General features: G+C 51.2%; 13 protein-coding genes, 1 tRNA gene and 3 rRNA genes. 11 read left to right on the top strand and 6 right to left on the bottom strand.

Annotated elements, in window-relative coordinates:
- Positions 1 to 99 precede the first annotated feature (99 nt).
- The 4 genes from C813_RS45900 (at position 100) to rrf (ending at position 5,292) form a co-directional block, all read left to right on the top strand.
- Positions 100 to 1,639: ribosomal RNA gene (locus C813_RS45900) — 16S ribosomal RNA — on the top strand.
- 170 nt (positions 1,640 to 1,809) lie between these two features.
- Positions 1,810 to 1,885, top strand: a tRNA-Glu gene (locus C813_RS45895).
- A gap of 194 nt (positions 1,886 to 2,079) precedes the next feature.
- Positions 2,080 to 4,985, top strand: a 23S ribosomal RNA gene (locus C813_RS45890).
- 191 nt (positions 4,986 to 5,176) lie between these two features.
- Positions 5,177 to 5,292 (top strand): 5S ribosomal RNA (gene rrf / locus C813_RS45885).
- Together the 16S, 23S and 5S rRNA genes with 1 tRNA gene alongside form the textbook arrangement of a ribosomal RNA operon.
- Positions 5,293 to 5,440: 148 nt before the next feature.
- Here the strand turns inward: rrf and mobB are convergent.
- Both mobB and mobA read right to left on the bottom strand, forming a co-directional pair.
- Complete coding sequence (gene mobB / locus C813_RS45880) at positions 5,441 to 5,950, bottom strand: molybdopterin-guanine dinucleotide biosynthesis protein MobB (protein WP_017460089.1); 510 nt, start codon at positions 5,948 to 5,950, stop codon at positions 5,441 to 5,443.
- A complete protein-coding gene (gene mobA, locus C813_RS45875) occupies positions 5,947 to 6,477 on the bottom strand; it encodes a molybdenum cofactor guanylyltransferase MobA (protein WP_025263781.1) in 531 nt (176 codons plus the stop codon). The genes mobB and mobA overlap by 4 nt, the downstream gene beginning before the upstream one ends.
- Positions 6,478 to 6,603: 126 nt before the next feature.
- Here mobA and C813_RS45870 point away from each other — a divergent pair, with 126 nt between their 5' ends.
- The 3 genes from C813_RS45870 to dsbA all read left to right on the top strand — a co-directional run bounded on the left by C813_RS45870 (position 6,604) and on the right by dsbA (position 8,575).
- Entirely contained in the window at positions 6,604 to 6,873 is a 270-nt protein-coding gene (locus C813_RS45870) for a YihD family protein (RefSeq protein WP_017460091.1), read from the top strand.
- A 75-nt stretch (positions 6,874 to 6,948) separates the two neighbouring features.
- The gene (locus C813_RS45865; RefSeq protein WP_017460092.1) at positions 6,949 to 7,935 is read left to right on the top strand and encodes a serine/threonine protein kinase; all 987 of its coding nucleotides are present in this window, start codon (positions 6,949 to 6,951) and stop codon (positions 7,933 to 7,935) included.
- 16 nt (positions 7,936 to 7,951) lie between these two features.
- Complete coding sequence (dsbA, locus tag C813_RS45860) at positions 7,952 to 8,575, top strand: thiol:disulfide interchange protein DsbA (protein WP_017460093.1); 624 nt, start codon at positions 7,952 to 7,954, stop codon at positions 8,573 to 8,575.
- 12 nt (positions 8,576 to 8,587) lie between these two features.
- Here dsbA and C813_RS45855 read toward each other — a convergent pair whose 3' ends face one another.
- Entirely contained in the window at positions 8,588 to 9,496 is a 909-nt protein-coding gene (locus C813_RS45855) for an acyltransferase (protein WP_017460094.1), read from the bottom strand.
- A 422-nt stretch (positions 9,497 to 9,918) separates the two neighbouring features.
- Between C813_RS45855 and polA the strand changes: the two genes are divergently transcribed.
- Together polA and C813_RS47755 are read left to right on the top strand one after the other, a co-directional pair.
- Positions 9,919 to 12,705, top strand: a complete 2,787-nt coding sequence (gene polA, locus C813_RS45850) for a DNA polymerase I (protein WP_017460095.1) — start codon at positions 9,919 to 9,921, stop codon at positions 12,703 to 12,705.
- A gap of 166 nt (positions 12,706 to 12,871) precedes the next feature.
- On the top strand, positions 12,872 to 12,919 hold the full coding sequence (locus C813_RS47755) for a spot 42 RNA, inhibition of DNA synthesis (RefSeq protein ID WP_071892919.1): 48 nt from the start codon (positions 12,872 to 12,874) through the stop codon (positions 12,917 to 12,919).
- A gap of 97 nt (positions 12,920 to 13,016) precedes the next feature.
- On the opposite strand, the gene yihA is transcribed toward C813_RS47755, so the two are convergent.
- On the bottom strand, positions 13,017 to 13,646 hold the full coding sequence (gene yihA, locus C813_RS45845; RefSeq protein ID WP_025263780.1) for a ribosome biogenesis GTP-binding protein YihA/YsxC: 630 nt from the start codon (positions 13,644 to 13,646) through the stop codon (positions 13,017 to 13,019).
- Positions 13,647 to 14,221: 575 nt separating this feature from the next.
- On the opposite strand from yihA, the gene yihI reads away from it, so the two are divergent.
- Together yihI and hemN are read left to right on the top strand one after the other, a co-directional pair.
- A complete protein-coding gene (yihI, locus tag C813_RS45840; RefSeq protein WP_017460097.1) occupies positions 14,222 to 14,722 on the top strand; it encodes a Der GTPase-activating protein YihI in 501 nt (166 codons plus the stop codon).
- Positions 14,723 to 14,908: 186 nt separating this feature from the next.
- Positions 14,909 to 16,282, top strand: coding sequence for an oxygen-independent coproporphyrinogen III oxidase (hemN, locus tag C813_RS45835; protein WP_017460098.1), 1,374 nt, complete (start codon positions 14,909 to 14,911; stop codon positions 16,280 to 16,282).
- A 67-nt stretch (positions 16,283 to 16,349) separates the two neighbouring features.
- Here the strand turns inward: hemN and C813_RS47290 are convergent, their stop codons facing one another.
- Positions 16,350 to 16,472, bottom strand: coding sequence for a YshB family small membrane protein (locus C813_RS47290; protein ID WP_017460099.1), 123 nt, complete (start codon positions 16,470 to 16,472; stop codon positions 16,350 to 16,352).
- Positions 16,473 to 16,582: 110 nt separating this feature from the next.
- Entirely contained in the window at positions 16,583 to 17,992 is a 1,410-nt protein-coding gene (gene glnG, locus C813_RS45830) for a nitrogen regulation protein NR(I) (protein ID WP_017460100.1), read from the bottom strand.
- Positions 17,993 to 18,000: the final 8 nt, after the last annotated feature.

Below are 18,000 nucleotides of genomic sequence, written 5' to 3'. Positions count from 1 at the left end.
CAAGACGAAAAATGAATACCAAGTCTCAGTGAGTGAACACGTAATTCATTACGAAGTTCTTTTCTTTAGAAATAAAGAAACATTGAGCATCAAACTTTTAAATTGAAGAGTTTGATCATGGCTCAGATTGAACGCTGGCGGCAGGCCTAACACATGCAAGTCGAACGGTAGCACAGAGAGCTTGCTCTCGGGTGACGAGTGGCGGACGGGTGAGTAATGTCTGGGAAACTGCCTGATGGAGGGGGATAACTACTGGAAACGGTAGCTAATACCGCATAATGTCGCAAGACCAAAGAGGGGGACCTTCGGGCCTCTTGCCATCAGATGTGCCCAGATGGGATTAGCTAGTAGGTGGGGTAACGGCTCACCTAGGCGACGATCCCTAGCTGGTCTGAGAGGATGACCAGCCACACTGGAACTGAGACACGGTCCAGACTCCTACGGGAGGCAGCAGTGGGGAATATTGCACAATGGGCGCAAGCCTGATGCAGCCATGCCGCGTGTATGAAGAAGGCCTTCGGGTTGTAAAGTACTTTCAGCGGGGAGGAAGGGAGTAAGGTTAATAACCTTATTCATTGACGTTACCCGCAGAAGAAGCACCGGCTAACTCCGTGCCAGCAGCCGCGGTAATACGGAGGGTGCAAGCGTTAATCGGAATTACTGGGCGTAAAGCGCACGCAGGCGGTCTGTCAAGTCGGATGTGAAATCCCCGGGCTCAACCTGGGAACTGCATCCGAAACTGGCAGGCTTGAGTCTCGTAGAGGGAGGTAGAATTCCAGGTGTAGCGGTGAAATGCGTAGAGATCTGGAGGAATACCGGTGGCGAAGGCGGCCTCCTGGACGAAGACTGACGCTCAGGTGCGAAAGCGTGGGGAGCAAACAGGATTAGATACCCTGGTAGTCCACGCCGTAAACGATGTCTATTTGGAGGTTGTGCCCTTGAGGCGTGGCTTCCGGAGCTAACGCGTTAAATAGACCGCCTGGGGAGTACGGCCGCAAGGTTAAAACTCAAATGAATTGACGGGGGCCCGCACAAGCGGTGGAGCATGTGGTTTAATTCGATGCAACGCGAAGAACCTTACCTGGTCTTGACATCCACAGAACTTAGCAGAGATGCTTTGGTGCCTTCGGGAACTGTGAGACAGGTGCTGCATGGCTGTCGTCAGCTCGTGTTGTGAAATGTTGGGTTAAGTCCCGCAACGAGCGCAACCCTTATCCTTTGTTGCCAGCGGTTAGGCCGGGAACTCAAAGGAGACTGCCAGTGATAAACTGGAGGAAGGTGGGGATGACGTCAAGTCATCATGGCCCTTACGACCAGGGCTACACACGTGCTACAATGGCGCATACAAAGAGAAGCGACCTCGCGAGAGCAAGCGGACCTCATAAAGTGCGTCGTAGTCCGGATTGGAGTCTGCAACTCGACTCCATGAAGTCGGAATCGCTAGTAATCGTGGATCAGAATGCCACGGTGAATACGTTCCCGGGCCTTGTACACACCGCCCGTCACACCATGGGAGTGGGTTGCAAAAGAAGTAGGTAGCTTAACCTTCGGGAGGGCGCTTACCACTTTGTGATTCATGACTGGGGTGAAGTCGTAACAAGGTAACCGTAGGGGAACCTGCGGTTGGATCACCTCCTTACCTTAAAGAACCTGCCTCTGCAGTGTCCACACAGATTGTCTGATGAAAAGTAAATAGCAAGGCGTTTACGCGTCGGGAGTGAGGCTTAATAAATAAAGCCGCTCGCTTTCTGTTAATGAAAGCTCACCCTACACGAAAATATCACGCAGCGCGTGATATGCAATTTTCGTGTCCCCTTCGTCTAGAGGCCCAGGACACCGCCCTTTCACGGCGGTAACAGGGGTTCGAATCCCCTAGGGGACGCCACTTGCGCGGTAATGTGTGAAAGGCGTTGCCAGCCGTATCTCAAAACTGACTTGCGAGTCACGTTTGAGATATTTGCTCTTTAAAAATCTGGATCAAGCTGAAAATTGAAACACTGAACAGTGTGAACTGTTCTGTGAGTCTCTCAAATTTTTACAGCGCGATGATGAATCGAAAGAAACATCTTCGGGTTGTGAGGTTAAGCGACTAAGCGTACACGGTGGATGCCCTGGCAGTCAGAGGCGATGAAGGACGTGCTAATCTGCGAAAAGCGCCGGTAAGGTGATATGAACCGTTATAGCCGGCGATGTCCGAATGGGGAAACCCAGTGTGACTCGTCACACTATCATTAACTGAATCCATAGGTTAATGAGGCGAACCGGGGGAACTGAAACATCTAAGTACCCCGAGGAAAAGAAATCAACCGAGATTCCCCCAGTAGCGGCGAGCGAACGGGGAGGAGCCCAGAGTCTGAATCAGCTTGTGTGTTAGTGGAAGCGTCTGGAAAGTCGCGCGATACAGGGTGACAGCCCCGTACACAAAAGCACACAGGCTGTGAGCTCGATGAGTAGGGCGGGACACGTGGTATCCTGTCTGAATATGGGGGGACCATCCTCCAAGGCTAAATACTCCTGACTGACCGATAGTGAACCAGTACCGTGAGGGAAAGGCGAAAAGAACCCCGGCGAGGGGAGTGAAAAAGAACCTGAAACCGTGTACGTACAAGCAGTGGGAGCCTCTTGATGGGGTGACTGCGTACCTTTTGTATAATGGGTCAGCGACTTATATTCTGTAGCAAGGTTAACCGAATAGGGGAGCCGAAGGGAAACCGAGTCTTAACTGGGCGTTAAGTTGCAGGGTATAGACCCGAAACCCGGTGATCTAGCCATGGGCAGGTTGAAGGTTGGGTAACACTAACTGGAGGACCGAACCGACTAATGTTGAAAAATTAGCGGATGACCTGTGGCTGGGGGTGAAAGGCCAATCAAACCGGGAGATAGCTGGTTCTCCCCGAAAGCTATTTAGGTAGCGCCTCGTGAATTCATCTCCGGGGGTAGAGCACTGTTTCGGCTAGGGGGCCATCCCGGCTTACCAACCCGATGCAAACTACGAATACCGGAGAATGTTATCACGGGAGACACACGGCGGGTGCTAACGTCCGTCGTGAAGAGGGAAACAACCCAGACCGCCAGCTAAGGTCCCAAAGTCATGGTTAAGTGGGAAACGATGTGGGAAGGCCCAGACAGCCAGGATGTTGGCTTAGAAGCAGCCATCATTTAAAGAAAGCGTAATAGCTCACTGGTCGAGTCGGCCTGCGCGGAAGATGTAACGGGGCTAAACCATGCACCGAAGCTGCGGCAGCGACACTATGTGTTGTTGGGTAGGGGAGCGTTCTGTAAGCCTGCGAAGGTGGCCTGTGAGGGTTGCTGGAGGTATCAGAAGTGCGAATGCTGACATAAGTAACGATAAAGCGGGTGAAAAGCCCGCTCGCCGGAAGACCAAGGGTTCCTGTCCAACGTTAATCGGGGCAGGGTGAGTCGACCCCTAAGGCGAGGCCGAAAGGCGTAGTCGATGGGAAACAGGTTAATATTCCTGTACTTGGTGTTACTGCGAAGGGGGGACGGAGAAGGCTATGTTAGCCGGGCGACGGTTGTCCCGGTTTAAGCGTGAAGGTGTGTGCTCCAGGCAAATCCGGAGTGCTTTAACACTGAGGCGTGATGACGAGGCACTACGGTGCTGAAGTAACAAATGCCCTGCTTCCAGGAAAAGCCTCTAAGCATCAGGTAACACGAAATCGTACCCCAAACCGACACAGGTGGTCAGGTAGAGAATACCAAGGCGCTTGAGAGAACTCGGGTGAAGGAACTAGGCAAAATGGTGCCGTAACTTCGGGAGAAGGCACGCTGATATGTAGGTGAAGCGACTTGCTCGTGGAGCTGAAATCAGTCGAAGATACCAGCTGGCTGCAACTGTTTATTAAAAACACAGCACTGTGCAAACACGAAAGTGGACGTATACGGTGTGACGCCTGCCCGGTGCCGGAAGGTTAATTGATGGGGTCATCCGTAAGGAGAAGCTCTTGATCGAAGCCCCGGTAAACGGCGGCCGTAACTATAACGGTCCTAAGGTAGCGAAATTCCTTGTCGGGTAAGTTCCGACCTGCACGAATGGCGTAATGATGGCCAGGCTGTCTCCACCCGAGACTCAGTGAAATTGAACTCGCTGTGAAGATGCAGTGTACCCGCGGCAAGACGGAAAGACCCCGTGAACCTTTACTATAGCTTGACACTGAACACTGGTCCTTGATGTGTAGGATAGGTGGGAGGCTTTGAAGCGTGGACGCCAGTCTGCGTGGAGCCATCCTTGAAATACCACCCTTTAATGGCTGGTGTTCTAACGTGGACCCGTAATCCGGGTTGCGGACAGTGTCTGGTGGGTAGTTTGACTGGGGCGGTCTCCTCCTAAAGCGTAACGGAGGAGCACGAAGGTCAGCTAATCCTGGTCGGACATCAGGAGGTTAGTGCAATGGCATAAGCTGGCTTGACTGCGAGCGTGACGGCGCGAGCAGGTGCGAAAGCAGGTCATAGTGATCCGGTGGTTCTGAATGGAAGGGCCATCGCTCAACGGATAAAAGGTACTCCGGGGATAACAGGCTGATACCGCCCAAGAGTTCATATCGACGGCGGTGTTTGGCACCTCGATGTCGGCTCATCACATCCTGGGGCTGAAGTAGGTCCCAAGGGTATGGCTGTTCGCCATTTAAAGTGGTACGCGAGCTGGGTTTAGAACGTCGTGAGACAGTTCGGTCCCTATCTGCCGTGGGCGCTGGAGAATTGAGGGGGGCTGCTCCTAGTACGAGAGGACCGGAGTGGACGCATCACTGGTGTTCGGGTTGTCATGCCAATGGCACTGCCCGGTAGCTAAATGCGGAAGAGATAAGTGCTGAAAGCATCTAAGCACGAAACTTGCCCCGAGATGAGTTCTCCCTGAGACTTTAAGTCTCCTGAAGGAACGTTGAAGACGACGACGTTGATAGGCCGGGTGTGTAAGCGCAGCGATGCGTTGAGCTAACCGGTACTAATGAACCGTGAGGCTTAACCTTACAACGCCGAAGATGTTTTGGCGGTGAGAGACAGATTTTCAGCTTTGATTCAGAGTCCGAAGGATTTTGCGCAGAGACAAGGCGGCAAATGAGACGACGGAGGGAGCATACAGGAGTATGTGACTGACGTTCGTGAATGCAGCCAACGCGGTATTGGTGCAAAAGACACAGGACAGGGCACAAAGAATTTGCCTGGCGGCACTAGCGCGGTGGTCCCACCTGACCCCATGCCGAACTCAGAAGTGAAACGCCGTAGCGCCGATGGTAGTGTGGGGTCTCCCCATGCGAGAGTAGGGAACTGCCAGGCATCAAACCAGTGAAGAGGCCATCCTGACGGATGGCCTTTTTGCGTTTTTATGCAGTGAAATTCATGCCTGCGATGCTGGTTGCTGGTTTTTTGTTTTATGTTCCAGGCCAGAACGCTTCATGTTAAACAGGCAGTCAGTACCAGCAAATTAATCCACTTGCCTAATCCAGCGCATAATAAACGTGACTATCTGCTCAATATCATTCAGGTCTAGTACCGGCACACCATGCATTAGAGGGATATCACTGGCAATGGCGATAACATGCTCGTCCAGCACCAGCTCCGCTAAATCATGACCACAGTCATGCCGCCAGAGCAGGATTTTGGGCACAGGCTCGTGTTTAAAACCCTCGATAAGTACCAGATCCAGTTTTGTTGCATCCATTCTGCTAATCAGATATGCCAAATCCAACTCGGCCTCATCCGGCGTTTCTGTCATTAATGCCCAGCGTTGCGAACTGGCAACCAATGTTTGCGCCGCACCTGCTTTACGTAATTCGTAGCTGTCTTTACCAGGCTTATCAACATCCATATCGTGATGGGTATGTTTGATTAACCCAGGGCGAATACCTTGTTCACAGAGAGCTGGAATCAACTTCTTAAGCAGCGTCGTTTTCCCTGTTCCGCTCCAGGCGGCAATGGCAAGTAATGGGATCATATTCTCTCCTGCCAGTGCGCGAGATCATCTGGGGTGTTCACATTGGCGAAGGCGGATTTCACATCACTAAAATCCACCGCATGCCCTCCTGCTCGTCGCATAAATACCATCACCCGACGTTCGCCGCTGGTGAGATAGTCCTGCAAAAATGGTAAAACGCTGCGATGTACCAGAGCAATTGCCGGGTGATCTCTCTCGCCATCATTAACCCACATTGCAGGCGCATTATGCTGCCGGTTCTTTTGTAACCGCGTAATAAGATCCGTTGGTATACGTGGCGTATCGCACGGGCAAAATAGAAACCACTCCCCATCACTTTGCTGCATAACGGAGAGAATTCCCGCCAGCGGGCCAGGAAAATCATCCAGCGTATCTGTGAGGACGGGTAAGCCACTGGTGCGATAAATTTCAAGGTTTTGATTGGCGCTAATAACTAAGCTGGTTACCTGTGGTGCCAGCCGTTCGGCAACATGTTGCCACAGCGGTTTGCCATTTAATTCCTGCAGCCCTTTATCTTTTCCACCCATCCGCGAGGCTTTTCCTCCCGCCAGCACCACACCTGTTACTGCACTACTGTCTGTCACCCTTATCGCCTCTTTTATTGTGGGTTTTACCCTGCTAACGTGTCTGTACCCAGAGTAAGGAGCACGATTATGAAATGTAAACGCCTGAATGAAGTTATCGAACTTCTCCAGCCTGCATGGCAAAAAGAGCCAGAGCTTAATTTAGTGCAATTTTTGCAGAAACTGGCGCAAGAGTCAGGTTATCAAGGCGACCTTGTGGATTTAAGTGATGACATCCTGATCTATCATCTGAAAATGCGCGACTCCTCGAAAGATGCGGTGATCCCAGGCATTCAGAAAGATTATGAAGAGGATTTTAAAACCGCGCTGTTGCGCGCGCGTGGCGTAATTAAAGAGTAAAAGCTTGTAAGCGGCGCAACCGAATACGCTACGAAATGATATCCTGAACTATTCGTCGTATTTTCGGATCCCAGGATGACCTGCAACGCCTTTACCTTCCAGACATTACACCCGGATACCATTATGGATGCGCTGTTTGAGCAGGGGATCCGGGTGGATTCCGGGCTTACCCCGCTCAACAGCTATGAAAACCGCGTTTATCAATTTCAGGATGAAGATCGCAAACGTTATGTGGTGAAGTTTTACCGTCCGGAGCGTTGGTCTGCACAACAAATCCGTGAAGAGCATGAATTTGCTTTAGATTTGCAGCGTGATGACGTGCCAGTCGCGGCGCCGCTCGCTTTCAATAATAAAACCTTACTCACCCATCAGGACTTCTTTTTCGCTGTTTTCCCAAGCGTTGGTGGCCGTCAGTTTGAAGCCGACAACCTGGATCAAATGGAGTGGGTAGGTCGCTACCTTGGCCGTATGCATCAAACCGGCAGTAAGAAGCATTTTACAAGCCGTCCGGAAATCGGCGTTCAAGAATATCTGATTGAGCCACGCCAACTCTTTGAAACATCAACGCTCATTCCTTCTGGTTTTAAGGATGAATTTTTGCGCGCAGCCGATAAGCTTATCGATGCTGTAATGGCGCAATGGCATAACCGTTTTAATCTTTTGCGTCTGCATGGTGATTGCCATGCAGGGAATATTCTCTGGCGAGACGGGCCAATGTTTGTTGATTTAGACGATGCCCGTAACGGTCCTGCCATACAGGATCTGTGGATGTTGCTACACGGTGATAAAGCCGAGCAGCGTATGCAGTTGGAGATGATCGTCGAGGCCTACGAAGAATTCAGTGAATTCAACGTGGCTGAGTTGGCGTTAATCGAGCCGCTACGCGCCATGCGTCTGGTTTACTATCTAGCATGGCTGATTCGTCGCTGGGACGATCCGGCATTTCCCAAAAATTTTCCGTGGCTAAGCAGTGAAGATCACTGGCACAGACAGACATTGATTTTTCTTGAACAGGTGAAAGTTCTTCAAGAACCACCTTTAGCATTAACACCAATGTATTAAATGGAGAGAGTTAACCATGAAGAAGATTTGGCTGGCGCTGGCAGGAATGATTCTGGCTTTTAGCGCCTCAGCAGCACAACCGACAGACGGTAAGCAATTCATTACACTTGATAAGCCAGTAGCGGGCGAGCCGCAGGTGCTTGAGTTCTTCTCGTTTTATTGCCCACACTGCTACGACTTCGAGCAAGTTTGGCATATTGCTGACGCGGTGAAGAAGAAGCTGCCAGAGGGCACAAAAATGACCAAATACCACGTGGAATTCTTAGGTCCACTGGGTAAAGAGATGACGCAGGCGTGGGCTGTAGCCATGGCACTTGGTGTGGAAGATAAAATCACCTCTCCGCTGTTTGAAGCGGTGCAGAAAACGCAAACCGTGCAGTCTGTTGCTGATATTCGCGATGTCTTCATCAGCGCGGGTGTGAAAGGCGAAGAGTATGATGCTGCATGGAACAGCTTCGTGGTGAAATCGCTGGTTGCTCAGCAAGAAAAAGCGGCAGCGGATTTACAACTTCAGGGCGTTCCGGCCATGTTTGTTAACGGGAAATATCAGGTTAACCAGCAGGGCATGGACGGCAGCAGCCTGGATGCCTTCGTTCAGGACTACGCAAACACCGTGAAATATCTGGTTGAGAAGAAATAAAAATAACGCCGGTCACTGACCGGCGTTTTTGTATTCTGCTTTGATGGTATCAATCAGTTCGTCTTTCCCAAGCCACAGTTTATTCAGCCACTGCTGGAAACTCCGTTTAAAATTCTTATCGTTAACGTAGTCTCCATGTAACGCTTCATCCACCGGCAATAAATTGACTCGCACGACAATACGCGTCAGCTTACCGCTGAGCATATCAAAGAATGGCGTCCGGTCGTTTTCCGGGTAACAGAGCGTAACATCAAGCAATTTATCGAACTGTTTACCCAATACATTCAGCGCCATGGCAACACCTGCTGCTTTTGGCGACAGCAGGTTTTTGAAAGAAGAGCGTGTCTGCTGGCGCTTTTCTTCCGTAAAGCGTGAGCCTTCAACAAAGTTCACAATGGTGGTTGGGTGAAAGCGAAATTTCTCGCATGAACGGCGCGTGGTTTCGACATCTTTACCCCGACGCTCAGGGTGGCGAAGCAAATAACTTCTGGAGTAACGGCGCATAAAAGGCATATCCAGCGCCCAGCAAGCAAGACCAATAAAAGGTACCCACGCCAGTTGCTGTTTAAGGAAATATTTGTTCATGGGAATATGTTTACGAAACAAAACGCATAACACCACAATATCCGCCCAGCTATGATGATTGCAGATCAGCAAATACCAGTTTTTCTTATCCAGCCCTTCCAGCCCCTCAACATCCCATTTTAAATAAGGGTTGAGATGCAATAGTAATGAAAGCCCTTCGCACCAGCAATACATCATAAAATTGCAAAACGTTGAGATCGCGCGCCATACCGCAGGAAGGGGAATTAACAGCTTGAGCATTCCGGCGATAATAATGGGCACGGAGCAAAAAATGGTAACCAATATGGTTAGCAGGACACTCAAAATTAGAGTGGCTACCGCAAGGAATCTCGACATAGTTATATTATTCAGAAAGTTAGCTGCTAAAAGCACACTAAAACAAGCGCAAGGCGCAGATCTTAACAGAAAACCGTTATCAGGAATGCTTAAACCTTGCTGGTAATACCTGAGCAATTATTGGCAATAAATCAAATCAAAATTACTTATATCCACACAGCGTAAATTGCCAGCAAATAGCAATAATGATCAGCTTTTATAGTATAACTAATTGAATATAAATAATTTGTATAATCCTACGATCGGCGAAATGGCACAAAAGTCCAGCCTGACAAAAACTATTCACAAACTTATCCACAGGATGTTTATGCGAGCGATCCCGACGATCGCGAAATCTTTTCGGCATTTTCCGCGAAAAACTCATGTTTTCTCCCTGTCTGTGGCATCCTTTAACCATAATTTGATAAACAGGCATGGACATCATGGTTCAGATCCCAGAAAACCCACTTATCCTTGTTGACGGCTCGTCTTACCTTTATCGCGCGTATCATGCGTTTCCACCGCTGACCAACAGTGCCGGTGAGCCTACTGGCGCTATGTACGGCGTGCTCAACATGTTGCGCAGCCTGATTTTGCAATACCAGCCGACACACGCTGCGGTGGTGTTTGATGCGAAAGGCAAAACCTTCCGTGATGAACTGTTTGAGCATTACAAATCTCATCGCCCGCCAATGCCGGACGATTTGCGTGCGCAAATTGAGCCGCTGCACACCATGGTAAAAGCGATGGGATTGCCGTTACTGGCGGTCTCTGGCGTTGAAGCGGATGATGTCATCGGCACGCTGGCGCGTGAAGCCGAAAAAGCGGGTCGACCCGTGTTGATAAGCACTGGCGATAAAGATATGGCGCAGTTGGTGACGCCAAATATTACGCTTATCAATACCATGACCAACACGATCCTTGGCCCGGATGAAGTCGTCACAAAATATGGCGTCCCGCCGGCGTTAATTATCGATTTCCTCGCCCTGATGGGTGACTCCTCAGATAACATTCCTGGGGTGCCGGGCGTTGGCGAGAAAACGGCGCAGGCGCTGCTACAAGGGCTAGGTGGCCTGGATACGCTCTATGCCGAATCGGATAAAATCGCCGGGCTCACCTTCCGCGGTGCCAAAACCATGGCGGCAAAACTAGAGCAGAATAAAGAGGTGGCCTACCTCTCTTACCAGCTGGCCACTATTAAAACAGATGTCGAACTGGAACTGACCTGCGAACAGCTGGAAGTTCAGCAACCTGCGGCGCAGGCGCTCCTTGAGCTGTTTAAGAAATATGAATTCAAACGCTGGAGCGCAGATGTAGAAGCGGGCAAGTGGCTCCAGGCGAAAGGCAGTAAACCGGCGGTGAAACCGCAGGAAACTATTGAGATTGAGGCAGAAGCGGATATTCCCGCAGCCGCGCTGTCGGCGGAAAATTACGTCACCATTCTCGATGAAGAGACGTTGCAAACATGGATCGGCAAACTGAAAAGCGCACCGCTCTTTGCTTTCGATACTGAAACCGACAGCCTCGATAATATCAGCGCCAATCTGGTTGGCCTCTCCTTTGCGACCGAACCGGGTATCGCGGCTTATGTGCCAGTTGCGCATGATTATCTTGATGCGCCGGATCAAATCCCGCGTGAGCGCGTACTGGAATTACTGAAACCGCTGCTGGAAGATGAAAATGCCCGTAAAGTGGGGCAGAACCTCAAATATGATCGCGGTGTGCTGGAAAATTACGGCATTGAACTGCGCGGCATTGCCTTCGATACCATGCTGGAATCCTACACGCTGGATAGCGTCGCTGGCCGTCATGATATGGACAGCCTCTCCGAGCGCTGGCTGAAGCACAAAACCATTACTTTTGAAGAGATTGCCGGCAAAGGTAAAAACCAACTGACGTTTAATCAGATTGATCTCGAGCAGGCCGGGCGTTATGCGGCGGAAGATGCCGATGTCACACTGCAACTGCATTTGAAGATGTGGCCGGAGCTGCAAAATAATGCCGGGCCGCTGAACGTCTTCCAGAACATTGAAATGCCGCTGGTGCCGGTAATTTCGCGTATCGAGCGTAACGGCGTCAATATCGATCCCGCCGTGTTACACAAGCACTCCGAAGAGTTGACGCTGCGTCTGGCTGAGCTGGAGAAAAAGGCGCATGAAATTGCGGGTGAGCCGTTTAATCTCTCGTCAACCAAGCAGCTGCAAACCATTTTGTTTGAGAAGCAAGGCATTAAGCCGTTAAAGAAAACGCCTGGCGGTGCGCCGTCGACGTCGGAAGAGGTGCTCGAAGAGCTCGCGCTGGATTACCCGCTGCCAAAAGTTATTCTCGAACATCGTGGGCTGGCGAAGCTGAAATCGACCTATACCGATAAGCTGCCGCTGATGATTAACCCGAAAACCGGGCGTGTGCATACCTCGTATCATCAGGCAGTGACGGCAACGGGCCGTTTATCTTCGACCGATCCGAACCTGCAAAATATTCCGGTACGTAATGAGGAAGGCCGCCGTATCCGCCAGGCCTTTATCGCGCCGAAAGATTACGTCATTGTCTCGGCGGACTACTCGCAAATTGAGCTGCGTATTATGGCGCACCTGTCACGCGACAAAGGTCTGCTATCTGCATTTGCAGAAGGTAAAGACATTCACCGCGCAACGGCGGCAGAAGTGTTTGGTTTGCCACTGGAAAGCGTCAGTAACGAGCAGCGCCGCAGCGCGAAAGCGATCAACTTTGGGCTGATTTACGGCATGAGCGCCTTTGGCTTATCGCGTCAGCTCAATATCCCGCGTAAAGAGTCGCAGAAGTACATGGATCTCTACTTCGAGCGTTACCCTGGTGTGCTGGAATATATGGAGCGCACTCGCGCACAGGCTAAAGATCGTGGCTATGTTGAAACCCTGGACGGGCGTCGTCTTTACCTGCCGGACATCAAATCCAGCAATGGTGCCAGACGAGCCGGTGCGGAACGTGCGGCGATTAATGCCCCAATGCAAGGCACGGCAGCCGACATCATTAAACGCGCCATGATCGCTGTAGATAGCTGGTTGCAAAGCGAGAAACCGCGCGTGCGGTTGATCATGCAGGTGCACGATGAACTGGTGTTTGAAGTGCACAAAGATGATGTTGAGGCCGTATCGAAAAAGATCCATGAACTGATGGAGAGCAGCACCAAACTGGATGTGCCGTTGCTGGTGGAAGTCGGAAGTGGTCAAAACTGGGATCAAGCGCACTAAGTATACGGCGGGTAAAGGGCTTTTTCTGTAAGTAAGCAACAAATAGCCGTCAGTTTTGTGACAATCATTAGAATTCCCTATGTAAAAATTGAAAAGAAATTACAAAAAGTGCTTTGTCCGGATCTAAAAAGAGAGTAGAGTTATTTGCGTAGGGTACAGAGGTAAGATGTTCTATCTTTCAGACCTTTTACTTCACGTAATCGGATTTGGCTGAATATTTAGCCGCCCCAGTCAGAAATGACTGGGGCGTTTTTTATTGTGCAAAAGAAATAAAGAAAAAAGCGCGGCGAATGCCACGCTTGATATGAAGGTTACTCGCCCGTTTCTTCTTCCACTGGCGGCAGGTTATTGAACCAGCCATCCAGTTTCTCACGTAACTTGTCCACGCCCTGTTTCTTCAGCGACGAGAAAGTTTCCACCTGTATGTCGCCGTTAAAAGCAAGCACGGCTTCACGCACCATATTCAGCTGCGCTTTCCGCGCGCCGCTGGCCAGTTTATCCGCCTTGGTCAGCAGCACCAGCACTTGCAGATTGCTCTCGACTGCCCACAGGATCATCTGCTGATCAAGATCTTTCAGCGGATGACGAATATCCATCAGCACTACCAAACCTTGCAGGCACTGGCGTTTTTCGAGGTATTCACCCAGCGCGCGTTGCCATTTGAGTTTCATCTCTTCCGGCACTTCCGCATAACCGTAACCCGGCAAGTCGACAAGACGTTTGCCTTCAGCGACTTCAAACAAGTTGATCAGCTGCGTACGGCCGGGCGTTTTCGAGGTCCGCGCCAGGTTTTTCTGGTGGGTCAGGGTATTAAGTGCGCTCGATTTACCTGCGTTGGAGCGGCCAGCAAAAGCCACTTCAATGCCAGTATCGGCGGGTAAGTGGCGAATATCAGGCGCACTGGTGACAAAGTGCGTCTGTTGATAATTCCAGTTAGTCAAAATGGTCGTCTCCATCATCAAAGCATGCGGCGATTATACCTGAACCCACGCAAAAGGCTGTTTTTCTCGCCAGAAACTCTGTTGTGAGCCATTACTACGCGATGTGTAAGATATTTGCCCTTTTCGTTATACGAACTTTCGGAGAAGTTGCAGATTAAAAAATGGCTAAAAGTTATTTAATCAAAGGGTTATGTATATAGAATTTTCTTAAACTGCGGGTTCTGGCGCTTTTCCTGCTTGTCAGTTTAGCTCAGAAGGGTAAAGTAACCCACCAAGGCCGGATGCTGCTTGTGGAAGGATAACTCACGGAATGAGGGGTCAGGAGCGCCAGGAGGCGAAGACCGGAGACTAACGTCAGAAGACGTTGAACAAGGAAAAGGAACCGTAACAGGGAACGTTCTACGCTAAGGGATAAACAGGGCAAGTTGATAGCGAACACGGAATGTAAAACCCATTACGGGTTAAGGGTCAAGAAAAAAGGCGACAGTTTGCACTGTCGCCTTTTTTCTTTGCTTGCTTTCTGCTAGATTCCGCCGCAATTCTATACTGATGAAAAACGACTTAAGAACACTCATATGAAAAAACCGTCCACCAATCCGCGCGGTAAAGTGCGCCGTAAAACCCGTGAAGAGTTAAATCAGGAAGGCCGCGATCGTAAGCGTGAGAAAAAGCACCGCGGTAATGCTTCAGGTAGCCGTGCGAACGGTGGTGACGGCGCTTCTGGCTCCGGAAGGGGTAAACAACAAAAAGATCCGCGTATTGGCAGTAAAAAACCGATCCCGCTGGGTGTCACCGACACGCCGGTCAACAAGCAGCACAAACCTAAGAGCGAGAAACCTATGCTTTCACCGCAGGCTGAGCTGGAAATGCTGGAAACGGATGAGCGCCTGGACGCGCTACTGGAACGTCTGGAAGAGGGGGAAACCCTGAGCGCTGACGATCAGGCGTGGGTCGATGCCAAACTGGATCGCATTGATGAACTGATGCAGAAACTCGGCCTCTCTTACGATGATGACGAAGAAGAGGAAGAAGAAGGCAAAGAAGATATGATGCGTCTGCTGAAGGGCGGCAACTAATCCTTTTCTATGGGGCTTTCTGTCCTGCTTATAACCCTTCCGGTTATATGTTATCTGGTGTGGTTATTCGTTAAACTACAGCGGTTGTCGCGGCGCAAACTGTGGCTGCGCAACCGGCTTATGACCCGAAACGAGGTCAGGCCGGGCCGCCGGAACCGCCAGCGGCGTCATCGGAAGGAGTAAACAATGTCTGAGCAAGTCATCGACTGGGATCTGGCCCTGATCCAGAAATATAACTATTCCGGGCCGCGTTACACCTCATATCCCACCGCGCTGGAGTTTTCCGACGCTTACGGCGAAGACGATTTTCGCCAGGCTGTGGTGCGTTATCCTGAGCGACCGCTGTCGCTGTATGTGCACATCCCGTTTTGTCACAAGCTGTGCTACTTCTGCGGCTGCAATAAAATTGTCACCCGCCAGCAGCATAAAGCCGATCAGTATCTGGACGCGCTCGAGCAGGAAATTATTCACCGTGCGCCGTTATTCTCTGGTCGCCACGTCAGCCAGTTGCACTGGGGCGGCGGTACGCCGACCTATCTGAACAAAGCGCAAATCAGTCGGCTGATGAGCCTGCTGCGCGGTCATTTTGCGTTTGATGCTGATGCGGAAATCTCGATCGAAGTTGATCCGCGCGAAATCGAACTGGATGTGCTCGATCATCTGCGTAGCGAAGGCTTTAATCGCCTGAGTATGGGCGTGCAGGATTTCAACAAAGAGGTTCAGCGTCTGGTCAATCGCGAGCAGGATGAAGCGTTTATCTTCGTGCTGCTCAATCACGCCCGCGATATTGGTTTTACCTCGACCAATATTGACCTGATTTATGGCCTGCCAAAACAGACGCCGGAAAGCTTTGCTTTCACGTTACAACGCGTGGCGGCGCTGAGCCCGGATCGCCTGAGCGTCTTTAACTATGCGCATTTGCCGACATTATTCGCCGCACAGCGCAAAATCAAAGACGCTGATTTGCCAACAGCGCAGCAGAAACTCGATATTTTGCAGCAAACCATCGCTTCGCTGACCGGCTCCGGTTATCAGTTTATTGGTATGGATCACTTTGCCCGTCCGGACGACGAGCTGGCTATTGCTCAGCGTGAAGGTGTACTGCACCGTAATTTCCAGGGATACACCACGCAGGGTGACAGCGATCTGCTGGGGTTGGGCGTTTCTGCCATTAGCATGATCGGCGACAGTTACGCGCAAAATCAAAAAGAGCTGAAACACTATTATCAGCAAGTGGACGAGCGCGGAAATGCGCTGTGGCGCGGCATCGCGTTAACCCGTGATGACTGTATTCGCCGCGATGTGATCAAAGGGCTAATTTGTAACTTCCGCCTTGAGTTCGATGCGGTGGAACGCGCCTGGGATCTTAACTTCCGTGACTATTTTGCCGAGGATTTGCGCCTGCTGGCGCCGCTGGTGGAAGACGGGCTGGTGGCAATGAGCGAGCAAGGGTTGCAAGTCACAGCGAAAGGGCGTTTGCTGATCCGCAATATCTGCATGTGTTTCGATGCTTATCTGCGTCGCAAAGCGCGTTTGCAGCAGTTTTCACGAGTGATTTAACGAAGACGGCGCATCAAGCCTACAAAATACGTTCTGTAGGCCTGATAAGCGCAGCATAACGCGAAGATTAACTAAACAGCCCAACCAGCGCGGCACACAGAATAGCCGCGATGGCCGTTTGCGGTGTGTGGCTTGCCGACGCGCCTGCTTCTACGCCTGCAGTGACCACATTGATTAATGATTCCAGCATGATGACCTCTCCCATGAACGGGCAAGATCATACGTCACTGCCGGTAACAGTAAAGCGCAAAATAGCGGCAATTTGCGATCGTGGTTCATTCTTTACACTTCACCTGCACACTACTCCATTCCCAGTTCTTTCAACTTACGCGTCAGGGTGTTACGACCCCATCCGAGCAGCCGCGCCGCTTCCTGTTTATGGCCCTGCGTGTGGCGCAGGGCCGTGGTCAGTAATGTGCGCTCCATTTCGGGTTGCGCTTCAGAAAGCAGATTTTGATGACCGGAACGCAATGCGCGATCCGCCCATTGCGCCAGCAGTGTTGCCCAACTGTCTGGCAAACTCTGCGAAGGGCTGTCCGGCACGGTGGTTTCGAACAACTCGCCTGGCAAATCCTGAATCAACACTTCCTGGCCTGCGGCCATAACCGTTAACCAACGGCAGGTGTTTTCCAGTTGGCGGACGTTACCCGGCCATGCCAGACGCGTTAGCGCGGTTTCGGTTTCCGGATGCAGTTGCTTCGTTTCCACGCCCAGCTCACGTGCGGCGACTTGCAAAAAGTGGCGTGCTAAACGCGGAATATCTTCCCGGCGTTCGCGCAGCGGCGGCAAATGCACGCGGATCACGTTCAGGCGGTGGAACAGATCCTCACGGAATTTGCCCTCCTGAACGCGCTGTTCCAGATTCTGGTGCGTGGCGGCGATAATGCGGACATCGACCTTCACCGGCGCATAGCCGCCAACGCGATAAAACTGGCCATCGGCCAGCACGCGCAGCAAACGTGTCTGTACATCGAGCGGCATATCGCCGATTTCGTCCAGAAACAGTGTCCCGCCATCGGCTTGTTCAAACCGTCCCTGACGAATCGTATTCGCGCCAGTAAACGCCCCTTTTTCGTGACCAAATAGTTCCGATTCAATCAAATCCTTCGGAATAGCCGCCATATTGAGGGCGATAAACGGCGCTTTCACGCGCGGGCTGTGGCGATGCAGCGCATGCGCCACCAGTTCTTTACCGGTCCCCGATTCACCATTAATCAATACGCTGATCGACGAGCGCGACAAGCGACCGATAATGCGAAACACATCCTGCATCGCTGGTGCTTCGCCGATAATGTCAGTCGTCGGACCGCTGGCCTGCACATTGCGCGGCTGCTGCTGTTCCTGATAATGGCTGATAGCGCGTTCAACCAGCGCGACAGCTTCGTCGATATCAAACGGTTTGGGCAGATAATCGAATGCCCCCTGTTGATACGCGCTGACCGCCGCATCAAGATCGGAATGCGCGGTCATAATGATGACCGGGAGCATCGGATGGCGCTGTTTGATCTGTTTCAATAACGCAAGACCATCCATCCCTGGCATACGAATATCCGAAAGCAGTACATCCGGGGTTTTGGTGGTGAGTGCATCTAGCACTTCATTGGCACTTTCAAACGTTGTACAACTCAAGCCAGCCCCGGTGAGCGCGCGTTCCAGCACCCAACGGATGGAGCTATCGTCATCAACGATCCAGACTATCCCTCGTTGCATAAACACCT

This window comes from Kosakonia sacchari SP1, from assembly GCF_000300455.3.
Taxonomy (GTDB): Bacteria; Pseudomonadota; Gammaproteobacteria; order Enterobacterales; family Enterobacteriaceae; genus Kosakonia; species Kosakonia sacchari.
The sequence above is the reverse complement of the archived record's forward strand: the minus strand, read 5'-3'. Positions and strand labels throughout refer to the sequence as shown.